General features: G+C 57.9%; 11 protein-coding genes. 5 read left to right on the forward strand and 6 right to left on the reverse strand.

Going from position 1 to position 13,746, the window contains the following annotated elements:
• The first annotated feature begins 32 nt into the window (after positions 1-32).
• Positions 33-2,930, forward strand: coding sequence for a Tn3 family transposase (locus tag FIU93_RS30980; RefSeq protein ID WP_152508060.1), 2,898 nt, complete (start codon positions 33-35; stop codon positions 2,928-2,930).
• A 205-nt stretch (positions 2,931-3,135) separates the two neighbouring features.
• Here FIU93_RS30980 and FIU93_RS30985 read toward each other — a convergent pair whose 3' ends face one another.
• On the reverse strand, positions 3,136-3,999 hold the full coding sequence (locus FIU93_RS30985) for a LysR family transcriptional regulator (RefSeq protein WP_152508061.1): 864 nt from the start codon (positions 3,997-3,999) through the stop codon (positions 3,136-3,138).
• A 5-nt stretch (positions 4,000-4,004) separates the two neighbouring features.
• The gene (locus FIU93_RS30990; RefSeq protein ID WP_152508062.1) at positions 4,005-5,003 is read right to left on the reverse strand and encodes an NAD(P)-dependent oxidoreductase; all 999 of its coding nucleotides are present in this window, start codon (positions 5,001-5,003) and stop codon (positions 4,005-4,007) included.
• Positions 5,004-5,136: 133 nt separating this feature from the next.
• Between FIU93_RS30990 and phnC the strand changes: the two genes are divergently transcribed.
• The 3 genes from phnC to phnE are packed head-to-tail and all read left to right on the forward strand — an operon-like array spanning position 5,137 to position 7,668.
• Positions 5,137-5,925, forward strand: a complete 789-nt coding sequence (gene phnC / locus FIU93_RS30995; protein WP_152508063.1) for a phosphonate ABC transporter ATP-binding protein — start codon at positions 5,137-5,139, stop codon at positions 5,923-5,925.
• A 25-nt stretch (positions 5,926-5,950) separates the two neighbouring features.
• The gene (gene phnD / locus FIU93_RS31000; RefSeq protein WP_152508064.1) at positions 5,951-6,826 is read left to right on the forward strand and encodes a phosphate/phosphite/phosphonate ABC transporter substrate-binding protein; all 876 of its coding nucleotides are present in this window, start codon (positions 5,951-5,953) and stop codon (positions 6,824-6,826) included.
• A gap of 23 nt (positions 6,827-6,849) precedes the next feature.
• Positions 6,850-7,668 (forward strand): phosphonate ABC transporter, permease protein PhnE, encoded by an 819-nt coding sequence (phnE, locus tag FIU93_RS31005; protein WP_152508065.1) that lies wholly within the window; start codon positions 6,850-6,852, stop codon positions 7,666-7,668.
• A gap of 145 nt (positions 7,669-7,813) precedes the next feature.
• Here phnE and FIU93_RS31010 read toward each other — a convergent pair whose 3' ends face one another.
• The 4 genes from FIU93_RS31010 to FIU93_RS31025 form a co-directional block, all read right to left on the reverse strand.
• On the reverse strand, positions 7,814-8,221 hold the full coding sequence (locus FIU93_RS31010; RefSeq protein WP_173017468.1) for a hypothetical protein: 408 nt from the start codon (positions 8,219-8,221) through the stop codon (positions 7,814-7,816).
• Positions 8,166-8,423, reverse strand: a complete 258-nt coding sequence (traD, locus tag FIU93_RS31015; RefSeq protein ID WP_062492143.1) for a conjugal transfer protein TraD — start codon at positions 8,421-8,423, stop codon at positions 8,166-8,168. The genes FIU93_RS31010 and traD overlap by 56 nt, the downstream gene beginning before the upstream one ends.
• Positions 8,424-8,469: 46 nt before the next feature.
• Positions 8,470-8,721, reverse strand: coding sequence for a TraC family protein (locus FIU93_RS31020; protein ID WP_062492145.1), 252 nt, complete (start codon positions 8,719-8,721; stop codon positions 8,470-8,472).
• A gap of 311 nt (positions 8,722-9,032) precedes the next feature.
• Entirely contained in the window at positions 9,033-10,175 is a 1,143-nt protein-coding gene (locus tag FIU93_RS31025; protein WP_152508066.1) for a hypothetical protein, read from the reverse strand.
• A 194-nt stretch (positions 10,176-10,369) separates the two neighbouring features.
• Between FIU93_RS31025 and traA the strand changes: the two genes are divergently transcribed.
• Positions 10,370-13,735 (forward strand): Ti-type conjugative transfer relaxase TraA, encoded by a 3,366-nt coding sequence (gene traA, locus FIU93_RS31030; protein WP_040450269.1) that lies wholly within the window; start codon positions 10,370-10,372, stop codon positions 13,733-13,735.
• Positions 13,736-13,746: the final 11 nt, after the last annotated feature.

Consider the following 13,746-nt stretch of genomic DNA (forward strand, 5'->3'; position numbering starts at 1 on the left):
AAGACCACATCTCCTAACGAAAGAGCAATCCGATGGCACACCGAGCGGTTCTGACCGCGCGACAACGCGCGGCACTTTTTGATCTCCCTACAGACGAGATGGCGTTACTGCGGCATTACACTCTGGATGATGAGGACATTGAACATATCCGCACACGGCGACGGCCAGAGAACCAGATCGGCTTTGCGCTTCAGCTTTGTGCCTTTCGTTTTCCGGGCCGTTTGCTGAAGGCTGGCGAAGTCATACCGGAACCTGTGTCCCGGTTCATAGCCGCTCAAATTGGACTGAAACCAGATGACCTGCTGCAATATGCCGCCCGTGAGAAGACACGACGAGAACATCTCGGCTCACTGCGTAAGATGTACGGTTACAAGATGTTTGCCGGTAAACATGCCAAGAAAATGCAGAGGTGGTTGGACCAGCAAGCCGAGGCGGCTCAATCGAGTGAGGGTTTGGTTCGCGGGTTTGTGGAGGAATGCCGCGGACGACAGATTGTTCTGCCCGGCCTGTCGGTCATAGAACGACACTGTGCGGATGCATTGGTTGCGGCCGAACAACGGATCGAGGCTCGCATTGCGGCACGTATCGACCTCGAAATGAAAGCCAAACTTAACGGTTTGCTCAATGAAGACGCTGATAGCCGGATCAGCCGCTTCATCTGGTTGCGACAGTTTGAAGTGGGCAAGAACTCAGCCGATATCAACCGCCAGCTCGACCGGCTGGAATTCCTGCAGGGGATCGCGTTGTCGCCAACAATACTGGACGACATTCCCGCACATCGGGTCGCACGCCTTCGCCGTCAGGGCGAACGTTACTTCACGGATGGATTGCGCGACATCACCAGTGATCGGCGACTGGCCATCCTTGCCGCCTGCGTCGTGGAATGGGCAGCCGCAATCGCAGATACCGTTGTCGAAACACATGACCGGATCGTTGGCTCAATCTGGCGGGAGGCAAAGAGGGTTTGCGATGCCCGTGTTACCGCGGCGCAATCGGAGATCGCGGCGACCCTGGCCGGGTTTGAGACTTTGGGCACGACATTATTGATCGCCAAGGGAGATGAGGTGGCTGTCGCCGGTGCCGTGGATGCTTCTTGTGGCTGGGATGCTCTGGAAAACCTCGTTGCAACAGCAGGGTCACTCAGTAAGACCGTCAAGGCGGATGCACTGGCTTATGTCGAGCAGGGGTATCATAGGTTCAAGCTCTATGCCCCCCGAATGCTGGCAACATTGGACATCACAGGGGCCAGTGTGGCTCAGCCTTTGCTTGCCGCGGCCGATGTGATCCGCGACAGGCAAGATATTCCAAGCCGCTCTGCGCCATTTCTTCAGCCTCGATCAAAATGGCGAGGGCATCTTCGCGACCCCGAAACAAACCGGGACCGTCTCTGGGTTGTCGCGGTGCTGTTCCATCTGCGTGAGGCCTTCAGATCCGGTGATGTCTGGCTTGCTCATTCTCGCCGCTACAGCGACCTGAAACAGGCTCTGGTTCCGGTCGGGGCCGCGCAGACTATGGGATTGTCGATGCCATTGGAGCCGGAAGTCTGGCTTGCAGATCGAAAACAACGGCTGGAAGACGGACTGCACAGGCTTGCCAAGGCAGTCAGGAACGGCGCCCTCCCAAGCGGGATCATCGAGGATGGGCGATTGCGCGTCGAACGCCTTGAAGCTGACGTTCCCGCTGAAGCCGACAACCTCATACTCGATCTTTATCGCCGTCTGCCAGAAGCGCGGGTCACAGACATTCTCATGGACGTAGCCAATGAGACAGGGTTCACCGACGCATTTGCACATCTGCGCACTGGAGCACCATGTAAAGACAGGCTTGGATTGTTGAACGTCATTCTGGCTGAAGGTCTGAATCTGGGTCTGAGCAAAATGGCCGGGGCAAGCAGTACCCATAACTTTAAGCAATTGGCCCGGCTCTCAAACTGGCACGTGGAAAGTGAAGCCATCAATCGGGCACTGGCTATGGTGATTGATGCACAGGCGTGGTTGCCAATGGCAAAATACTGGGGTGCTGGTGAAACCGCTTCCAGTGACGGTCAGTTCTTTCCCACCACACGCCAGGGCGAGGCAATGAATCTGATCAATGCGAAGTACGGCCATGAGCCAGGCCTGAAAGCCTATACCCATGTATCAGATCAATATGGCCCCTTCGCCACACAAGTCATCCCAGCTACAGTGAACGAGGCACCGTACATTCTGGACGGTTTGCTGATGAACCCGAGCGGCAAACGGATCAAAGAACAATACGCAGATACGGGCGGCTTCACAGACCTCGTCTTTGCGGCCACCTCGTTACTCGGCTACCGGTTCATCCCGCGCATCAAGGACTTACCTTCAAAGCGGCTGCATGTCTTTGATCGTCATGGGGTCCCGAACGAACTAAAAGGCCTGATCGGTGACCACATCCGCGAAAACACGATCATCGCCAACTGGCCGGACGTGTTGCGCTGCATCGCGACGATGCTCTCCGGGAAAATGCAGCCCAGTCAGCTTCTGAAGAAACTGGCAGCACGGCCACGGCAACATGATCTGGCCATTGCCCTTCGCGAAATCGGACGTATCGAGCGGACACTGTTTATCATTGATTGGCTACTCGATACCGATATGCAGCGTCGCGCACAGATTGGCCTCAACAAAGGGGAAGCACATCATGCCCTGAAGAACGCACTGCGCATCGGTCGGCAAGGCGAAATCCGCGACCGTACAACTGAGGGCCAGCATTTCCGCATCGCAGGGCTGAACCTGCTCACCGCCATCATCATCTATTGGAACACCAAGCAACTCGGTTTTGCGGTCGCCGCGCGACAAAAGGCTGGGCTCGATACACCCGCATATCTTCTCTCACATATCTCGCCCCTCGGATGGGCACATATTATCCTCACAGGTGAATATCGGTGGAGGCAGATGGCGGAAAACTTATGAAACCTCGTGCAGCGACACCACTGGTCATTCATCAGCAGCCAGCGAAATCTGACTCCAAGCCCACTTTGACCAATGCTGCGATCTGCATGGATGGCGGCTTCAGCGAAACGGGCAGGATCAAGATCCGTGCTGACCAACCGCCAACGAGTGATTGCTTTGCAGTACAAAGATCAAATGTAGTCGTGCGCCAGTTTGCGGGTCGGTCTTAGCCTGTCAGAAAGCGGGACAGCTTTGTTGCGATTTCGTCGTCGCTGATTGTCTTCAAGCGGGCTGTGAAGAATGTCTTCTTCATCGCTATTCCTTTGATGGAAATACCGATCAATGCGCCGGTATCAATTTCATGGGTCACAGCTTCGGCGAGAATGATCGAGGCCCCCAAGCCGGACATGACAGCCTGTTTGACGGCTTCGGTCGATCCGACATTCGCGCGCGTGCGCAGTTCGCTGGCCCTGTCACCCAGCACATCGCGCAGGAGCGTGCCGGTGCCGGATCCACTTTCGCCCCCGATCATTTCAAGTGTGAGGAACTCCTCGACGGTGATCTCGCGGCGGCCCGCCCAAGGATGGTCGGTGGGCAGGATCACGATCATCTCCGCGCTGCGCCACCGCTCTGCCGCGACATCCGGGTGTGAAAGGGGCCATTCCATTGCCGCAATGTCGATCTCCCGGCTCAGTAGCATCTCGGCGATGCGGGGATTGGGTGCCGAGGTGATTTCCCACCGGCCTCGCCACTCCTCCGCGTCCAGAAACCCTTTGAACGCCTTGGCCATATAGTAGCTGGCGATATTGCCACTGCACCCAACGATCAGACTGTCGTCGCGCGCGATGGTCTCGGCGCGTGCAGCAGATTTCAACAGATGGCGCGCATGAGGCAGGAAGCGTTCGCCATGCCGTGTCGGACGGCTGCCAGCATGACTACGCTCGATCAGTGGAACGCCTAAATCCTCTTCAAGCTTTTGCAAATGCTGTGAAATTGTCGGTTGTGCGATCTTCAAGCGGGTCGCAGCGCCATGGAAACTACCCGCTTCGACAAGACCGACAAAGCTGCGCACAAGGCTCAGGTTCAGCATCACACTTATCCTTTCAGGACTTGGGGGTTCAGCGCTGTCTCGGGTAGGTCGCCTTTGAGTGTTGTGATAATGCTGTCCGCCGCCGAGGCTGCGATGGCGCGCCGCACCTCAACCACAGCCGATCCGATATGCGGTGTCAGAACGGTTTTCTCCGAAGCCAACAGGGCGGGGTGGACGTGCTGTGGATGGTCGGGCCTGGCCCAGTCTTCCATCTCATAGGTGTCGGCAGCGTATCCACCCAGATGGCCGGTTTCGAGCGCGGATGCGACGGCGGCTTCATTGACCAGGCTGCCGCGCGCAGGATTTATCAGGCAGGCCCCTGGTTTCATGCGGGAGATAAATGCGGCATCGACCATCCCAAGCGTCACCTCGGTCAAAGGAACCGCCAGAACAACGAAATCCGATGTGGCCACGATTTCGTCCAGCGCAGCCTTGCGCGCGCTCAGCGCTTTCTCGGTTGTCGGATCCAGTGGCGTCACATCGTGATAAAGCCGCGTTCCCCGAAAGCCGGATAGCAATCGCAGTGTTTCGCGCCCGACAGCCCCCGCGCCGATGACGCCGACCACAGCGCCTTGCAATGTGCCCCCGTAAAAGCGCGCGCGCCATCCAGCGTAGGTGCCCGTGCGCATATGCGCGTCGCCGTCCCGCATCTTCCGGGTCAGAGCGATCATTAGCCCAAGCGTCAGTTCCGCCGTCGGTTCGGTCAGCAGATCGGGCACGATCGTGACCAACACGCCATGATCGGTGCAGGCGGTGACATCAATGTTGTCAAAGCCTTTCAGTGCCCCTGCCACGATCTTCAGATGCGGGCAGGCTTCGAGAAATGGGCGGTCCACCGCTTCCGTCATGAAGGCCATCAGTGCAGTTGCATCCGCACAAACCTCTTTCAGCCTTTCGAACGATAACGGCTCTCTGCTGTCATTCGAAATGACCTCGCCGACCATTCGTAGGGTGGCCAGTGTCTCGTCCTCGATCCAGTTCGGCACAATGATCTTTTCGTGCATTGCGGGCGTCCCTCTCTTTTTACGCATTGCTATCAAGGCAAGATGATAATCGCAATATGTAATATTTCTGTTGCTTTGATTGCATATCACAAAATCTAGAGAAGAGGAATCGGTCGATATGGGACAGCAGCAGATGGCTTTTGATCGAAATGATACGAAGACGGATGCGGCACCAATCCTGTGCCTGGACCAGGTCGAAGTGATCTATCCGAACGGCACGGTCGCATTGCAGCCGACGACCGTTGATTTCGAAGACGGCGAATTGACGGTGTTGCTGGGTCCTTCAGGCGCGGGCAAATCCACTTTGCTGCGCACCTTGAATCTGCTCGTGCGGCCCACATCTGGGGCGGTCCTGTCACGGGAGATCGGAACGCTGGATGCGACTCAATCCATCCGGGCGCATCGCCGCGATACGGCGATGATCTTCCAGCAACACCAGCTTATCGGCCGGATGGGGGCAATGCACAATGTTCTCTTGTCGCGGCTTGGCCGTCATTCATTCTGGCGCACTTTGATTGGCTTTTCGGAAGAGGAACGACGGCTGGCCCTTGATTGCCTGACACGCGTGGGCCTTTTCGAAAAAGCGCTGACGCGCTGCGACAGCCTGTCGGGTGGCCAGCAGCAGCGCGTCGGTATCGCGCGTGCACTGGCTCAGGAGCCCAAGATGATCCTCGCGGACGAGCCTGTGGCGTCGCTTGATCCGGCCTCCTCCGAGCGCGTGCTGAACGTCTTGCGCACGATCTGCAAGGAAGACCGCATTCCGGTGATCGTCAGCTTGCACCAGCTTGACTACGCCAAGGCCTTCGCGGACCGGATCATCGGTCTGGCCGGGGGGTGCATCGTGTTTGACGGCCCGCCCTTACGGCTTTCCGACACTGTCCTGACACGCATCTACGGATCGTCCGGACAAGACGCCAACTGACTTCATCGCAACAGGAGATTCAAAGATGAAACTGACCACCTACGCACTCGCCGCGACCCTGCTCGCGGGCACCGCCTTCGCCGCCGGGGAGCATGATCCAGACACGCTGCGCGTGGCTCTTCTTCCGGACGAGAACAACGCGACCGTGATTCAGGACAATGAACCGCTTGCCGCACATCTCGAAGAAACGCTTGGCAAAGACATCGAACTGATCGTGACCACCGATTACTCTTCCATGATTGAGGCCATGCGGTTTGGTCGCATCGACGTCGCCTATTTCGGCCCCGCCTCCTACACGATCGCCAAAGATCGTATGGACGGCAGCGACCTGGATATCGAGCCTTTCGCGGCCCGGATCAGCGGTGGCAGCACGACCTATCAGGCAGTCCTCATCGCCAACGCGGAGGCGGGCATCAGTTCCATCGCGGATATCGAAGGGTCCGGCGTGGACGTCGCCTTTGGCGATCAGGCATCGACATCAAGCCACTTCGCCCCGAAATACACGATGCTGCTTGAAGATGTCGTGACGGGCGAGGATTACAACGAAAACTTCACCGGCGCCCATGATGCCGTGGCACGCAACGTCGAACTCGGCAACGCCCAGGTCGGTGGCCTTAGCCGTCCAATCTTTGAACGCCTCGTCGAACGCGGTACGGTGAACCCCGCCAATTTGGTAATCCTGGGATATTCCGCCGATATTCCGCAATACCCCTGGGTCATGCGCACCGATATGACGCAGGAGTTGCAGGACAGCATACGCAACGCCTTTCTTGATCTTGAACCCGGTACCGAGGTTGGCGATGCGGTGCTTGGCCCGTTCAAGGCGGACGGTTTCGCCGCGATCACGGATGCCGATTACGACATCATCCGCGATATCCGCAGCAATCTGCAAACCGACTGATCCCAAAAAGAGGAGACGCCGCGATGACCCTTGCCCAGACCAATACGCCCCAAACCGCCGACACCATTCTTGCGGCGGATCGCAAAGGGCGGCGGCGTCTCCTTCTCCAGATCGGAGGCATAGTGGCGATCATTGTCCTCTGTCTTTGGCTGACCGGAATGCTCGATGGCGGGCGGCTGGCCGACGGTCTGCCCGCTATCGGAACCCTCTTTGCCGAGATGGTGCCGCTCGATTTCACCCGCTGGCGTCAATGGGTCGAACCAATGATCGAAACGCTCGCCATGTCGGTTGCTGGCACCGCACTGGCCGTTGTCCTGTCGATTCCGCTTGGCTTTCTGGCGGCGCGGAACACGACGCCGAACAAGTGGGCCTATCAGGCTGCCCGCCTGGTGCTGAACACGCTGCGCTCTATCCCAGAACTCATCATGGGCATCATTTTCGTTGCCGCCGTTGGCTTTGGAATGCTGCCGGGCGTGCTGGCCCTGGGCCTGCATTCGATTGGCATGGTCGGCAAGTTCTTCGCCGAAGCCATCGAACACGCTCATCCCGCGCCCATCGAAGCCGCCGAAGCCTCTGGCGCCACGTCTCTTCAAGTTATCTCCCATGGTGTAATGCCCCAGGTCTTTCCGCAATTCGCTGACGTCACAATGTATCGGTGGGAATACAATTTCCGCGCCTCGACCGTCATGGGCATGGTCGGTGCAGGCGGGATCGGAACCGAACTCGTCGGATCGCTGCGCCTGCTGGACTATCCCCAGGTGTCGGCCGTTCTGATCGTCATCTTGGCTACCGTGACAATCGTTGACGCACTCAGCAACATGCTGCGGAAACGGTTCCAGTAGGTCACAGCGACACGGAAAAGCGAACCTTCGACAGCCTGACGCGAGAGGCAGTAGAGGCCCGCATCTCACCAGTTCGAGCATCGCGCAGCGAAGGGTCATTATGCTGGCAATCCGGGCTAAAAACTCTTAGCGCCCTATTCTGCACTCAGCCGGACTCGACCCCTTTCAGGCCGACCTTCAATCCGAACAGGCCGACGAAGAGCGCGCCGGTTGCACCACTGAGCGAATAGAGATCGGCATATTGCAGGATTGTCCCAGGCTGCACCTGAGACGAAAATGAATTCAGCCGCAGCACCTCATGGAGCGCCGCGATGGTGAACACCATCAGGCCGCCGATGAGTACGCCCACGCCAGCCCAGCTAACGTCGAGGCTGCCGCGCGCTGAAAAGAGAACAATGAGACCGAGGCCGGCAGCGACGAGGGAGGGGAGGGTGAGCCCGATCCTGCCGAGCATCATGTAGGCTTTTTGATTTGTGGCGAGCGCGGCCATCTTCGTCTCAATCCCGCTCAAGCCCCACACCGCCGCCAGCATGAGGGCTATCGGGATCAGCATCAACATTGCCCTTTTGACTGTCATCCTTGAACGCCGCCTTTCCGATCGCGCGCCATCTGTCGCGCTGATTTGTATCGCCAAGCTGTTTCGCGGCATCGGTGAGGATGCCGAGAAGGATGGCCTTGTCGGTTTCGCGAAGTCCGGCTTTGACGATGAGGCCGCCGAGCTGGATCTTCTCTCTTGCGTCTTTCTTGCGGTCCATGAACCGAGCCCGCTTTATCCGATTTTCGAGAGTTCGGAATTGCCCCTCAATTTTGCGGAGCCGGAGTGTGAGCTTGTGGAGTGGCCGGGTTTTGAAATCGGGCAGCAACATCTTTCAGAGCTTTGGAGAGCTCTGCCTCGTCAATGTCGAGATCGGCCAGGCCGCTCTCCATGACGAGCTTGGCAACGCGCTCGGACTGCTTCTTGAGCACTTCCTTTTTGCGCTGCTGCAGTTTCGCAATCTGTGCTTCGATGTCGTCGATCTGTTCGGAGGCGGTTTTGGCAGTGCGTGGAGCCATGAAATAATCCTCTTCAAGTGAATGGTTGCCGGTGCGGCATGGTTCGCTCTTAACGGGTCGGGGACTCCGTGTCGAGACGGGTTGCAGCGGGAGCCGTTCGTTCAACCCATGCGGAGTCCGCTCAGGTAAAAAGAGATGGGCCTATCGGTTTCGAAATGCGGGTTTTGAGGATCTGGTTTTCCAGCCCGAAGGGCCGCAGTCCGGTTTTGAGGAAAACCGGACGGAGCGGGCGGAGGCTTGAACGCGCTCCCCATCAAGCGCCGAAGAGAAAGCCGTAGCCTGTGGTAAACCAGATCCGGGCGGGAGGTCGGTTAGACAGTCAACCAATCCGGAAGAGGCAACGATTTTTGAAATTCGCTCTCTTTGGAAAAGCGCCAGTTGACGCCGAGCAGACCGGTGATGCGATCCGATATGAGATCCTGGAGACGGCCGTCATCAAGCATATTGACTTTCGCCTTTCTGACTACAAGTTCCCAATTGCGAACCAGCCTTAGATCAAGATCCCAGGTGATCGCAGATCGCCGTTGCCAGATCTTTTGAACGATACGGGAATAGGCGGCAGTCTGTTCGCCCGTCCAGCGGTTTGCCCAGGCAATGCGCTCCCACACTTCGTCAGACTGGCCGTGCGCATCAGCGCGACACGGATGAAACATCCGGTGACAAGCCTTGCATAAGGAAAGCAACGCTACGAGAGTTTGAACGCCGCGCGTATCCGATACAGCGTCGCGGCGTTTCGGAGTGTGATACTCCCACAGCTCATGACACTCGATTGATTGGGGCTTGTCACCGCAGACCTGACAACAGCCGCCGCTTCGCGCGGTAGCCTCAAGCCGCAACGCGTTCCAGCTCCCTTGCGTAAGGATGTTTGCGAGGGATGCGCCGAAGGAGGTTTCGGGGATCATGTCAATCATGAGTGGCTGGATTTCGCTTTTGGCGAAGAGCGGCAAGAAGAGATCCAGCTCGGCAGGGATCTTATCGACCTTCCTCAGATCGATGAGAGCGCTTTCATTCTCTACCTGCGCTCCCGCCTCCTGGGCGTCGGCTTGTTCCGTCGTCCGGATGGGCAGATTGATTTCCAGTGTTTCCGCTCCCCACGTGCCGGGAAAGAGCGCAATCGATCCATTCGGCAAAGGACGTTTGGTGAAATAGTGAAGCGGGAAGCTGTCAGGCAAATCGTCGTGGCTGACCTTAAAGCCCATCGCATTCTGAAGCCTGACCCTCTCCAGTGAAAAAGAGCGTGTTTCGGTCTTCAGTGTCGAGGCCGCCTTTGGGTTGGCTTCGACTTTTGGAGCTTGTCGTTCAGAGGTGGGGGCGGGTGGAGTGACCTGTGTTTGCGCTTTTCTGCGAATGAGCCAGCCAAACATGTTTGGAAATGCCTTTTTCAGAAAATGAGCTTCGCGACTTGAAACCGAAGAGATGGGCTTGCGCCCAGCCGCCGCATGGCGGCTGCTCATTAAGAGGACTGCTTTCAAGCAGAACTTACCAATGCGCACTTATAGGATTGCATCTGCAATCCTGCGCTGGTACGAGAGTTGAATTGCAACCACTGGGCTGCAATCTCCGCCTTCGCTGTCCTGGCGCCTTGTTTCCTCACCGTCCTGTTTCTTCGACTTAACCTGCCTTTTCACATCCGGGATCCCTGCCCTCGATGGCCATCTACCATTTTCATGTCCAGGTGATCTCCCGGAGCGGAGGCCGGTCTAGTGTTGCGGCTGCTGCTTACCGGCATCGTGCACAAATGACGGTGTCGAACGACTCCGATCACAAGACATTCGACTACGCCCTCAGGGACGGCGATCTGGTCCATGAGGAACTGGCGCTGCCGGATCAGACGCCGGAATGGTTCCGGACGCTGATCGATGGTCGGAGTGTGGCGGGTGCCAGTGAAGCGCTCTGGAATGCGGTCGAGGCGCACGAGACGCGTATCAATGCACAGCTTGCCCGGGAGATTGTTTTGGCGCTTCCGTCTGAACTCAGCCGGGAGGAGAACATCGCCCTGGTGCAGGGTTATGTTGGGCAAGCCTTTACATCGCGGGGCATGGTTGCGGATTGGGTCTATCACGACAAGGAAAACAATCCGCACGTCCATGTGATGCTGACGATGGCGCCGCTCACCGAGAAGGGCTTCGGGTCGAAGTGGGAAACTCTTCTCGATGAGAATGGCGAGCCTGTCCGGAAGGGCGGCAAAATTCAGTATCGAGCCTGGGCGGGCGACAAGGAAACGCTGAAACAGTGGCGTGAGCTTTGGTCGATCCATGCAAACAAGAGCCTGGAGCTTGCCGGGCACGATGCGCGGATTGATCATCGCAGCTATGAGGCCCAGGGCATTGAACTGCTGCCCACATCGAAGATCGGTGTGCAGGCGCGCAACATTTCTAGCCAGGCAAAAGTGCAAGGGCGCGAACCCGGCTTGGAACGCTCGGTCTGGCATGCGGAAAGCCGTCTTGAAAATGTCAGGCGGATCACGCGCCGGCCGGAAATCGTCATTGATGCTATCACGCGCGAGAAGAGCGTTTTCGATGAGCGGGATATTGCAAAATACCTTCACCGCTACGTGGACGATGAGGCTAAGTTCCAGGATCTGCTTGCACGCGTTCTGAATTCCCCAGACGTTGTGATACTTGCTGTCGAAGCAGTTGATCCGGAGACAGACGAAATGGAACCGGCGAAGTTTACCAGCCGGGAGATGATGCGGCTTGAGGCAGAGATGGCGCGGCGGGCGGATCATCTTGTGTCCGTTTCTTCGCATGGTGTGGACGCGCGTTTGCGCGACCGAATGCTTTCGAGCGTCCAAAAACTTTCCGATGAGCAGCGCGTTGCGATCGAGCGCATCACGGGTGAGGAGCGCATGGCGTCGGTCGTTGGCCGGGCAGGGGCGGGCAAAACCACGATGATGAAAGCCGCGCGCGAGGTATGGGAGGCAAACGGCTATCAGGTCGTCGGCGCCGCACTTGCGGGCAAGGCGGCCGAGGGTCTCGAGAAAGAAGCCGGGATCGCATCGCGCACTTTGGCGTCTTGGCAATTGTCCTGGGGACGGGGAGAGGGGCTCCCTGACAAAAAGTCCGTCTTCGTGATCGATGAAGCCGGCATGGTCGACAGCCGACAGATGAGCGTCTTTGTCGAAACGATCGCCAAGGCCGGAGCCAAGCTTGTTCTGGTCGGAGATGCGGAACAGCTGCAGCCGATTGAAGCGGGCGCTGCCTTCCGGTCGTTGACCGATCGAACCGGATACGCGGAACTCGGCACGATCTACCGGCAGCGTGAACAATGGATGCGCGATGCGTCCATGGATCTTGCGCGCGGCGATGTCGTAACCGCGATCCGTGCCTACCAGTCCAATGGTCATGTCATCAACATGCCGCTCAAGGATCAGGTTTTCGGGAAGCTGATCGACGACTGGTCACGCGACTACGATCCGTCGAAGTCGATGCTGATGCTGGCGCATTTGCGGGAAGATGTGTACCGGCTCAACCGGATGGCTCGGCTAGTGTTGATCGAGCGCGGCGTGATCGAAACGGGAGAAAAATTCCGCACTGAAGAGGGCTATCGGTTCTTTGCCGTCGGCGACCAGATCGTGTTCTTGAAAAACGACCGTGACATGAACGTGAAAAACGGAATGCTCGGGCGTGTCATCGAGGCGGGCGAAGGGCGCATCCTCGCGGAGATCGGTGATATCGGTTCCGATCAGATCCGGCGCGTCGAGGTCAACCAGAAGACCTATCGCAATGTCGATCATGGCTACGCGACAACGATACACAAATCGCAAGGCGCCACGGTCGACAAGGTGAAGGTGCTGGCAACGCTCTCCCTCGACCGGCACTTGACCTATGTGGCGATGACCAGGCACCGGGAGGACGTAAAGCTCTATCATGGGGCCTTGTCCTTCGCGAAGAACGGTGGATTGACAGAAGTGCTTTCCAGGAAGGGTGCAAAGGATACCACGCTCGATTACGCGGGTTCGGAGCTTTACGCCCAGGCTCTCAGCTACGCAAATAGCCGGGGGCTCTATGGACTACGGGTTGCCAGGGCGATGGTCCAGAACCAGCGTCGCTGGTTTGCCGAGCAGAAGGCAAAACTCTCGGAGCTCGGTGAGCGGCTATTGTCCCTCGGTGAAAAGCTGGGGATTGGCTTGACCGGCCTTGAGCGAGGTCTTGCTGAGGAGACGAATACCGTCCAAAGACAGTCGCGCGAACATCCTGCCACATCACAACCCTGGATCGCGGGAGTGAAAATGTGGGCCATGTCCATTCCTGACGCTGTGGAGACCAGGTTGCAGTCGGATGCCACGTTGACAACTCATTGGGCCGAAGTTCAGAACCGCGCCCGGCTCGTTTACGAGCGGCCGGAACAGGCCGTCAAGGCGATGCGGATCAAGGACATCTTGAAGCTGGACGGCGAAGCGCAAACCACGGCTCGCGACCGGCTCACAGAAGATTTGGCCAATACACCTGAGCAGTTCGGTGCGCTACGCGGCAAGACTGGCATGTTGGCAGGCAGGACCGCCCGCGAGGACCGCGAGCAAGCATTAAACAATGTTCCGCAGCTCAGCGATGATGTGAAAACCTATATACGTCTCAGGGCCGAGATCGGTGATTTGCGTACCGTGGAACTGGAGCGCGAACGCGATCTGTCACGTATCGACATACCGGCGCTGTCACCGGTGGCCGAGACGGTCTTGTCGCGAATCCGCGATGCCATCGACCGGAACGATCTTAATGCGGGCCTGTCCTTCCTTCTGGCGGACAAAATGGTCGAGGCCGAGCTGGGGGAAGTTGCCGTCAAGCTGGATCAGCGGTTTGGGGAGAGGGCGTTTGTCGGCATGGCCAAGCCGGAGGGAATTGCCTTTGAGAAGGTGGCTGCCCGGGTTGCCGATGAAGACCGGGCCAGGCTTGCCGACGCATGGCCGACGTTCAATGCCATCCAGAAGATCAACGCCAAAAGGCAATCTCTGGAGCAAGCTCAGGCGCAGGCCTTGAAAAAGGATCTGTCCAAGGATCAGGGCATGATCCGGTGATAAACGGGGTG

This window comes from Labrenzia sp. THAF35, from assembly GCF_009363595.1.
In the GTDB taxonomy this organism is placed as follows: Bacteria; Pseudomonadota; Alphaproteobacteria; order Rhizobiales; family Stappiaceae; genus Roseibium; species Roseibium algicola.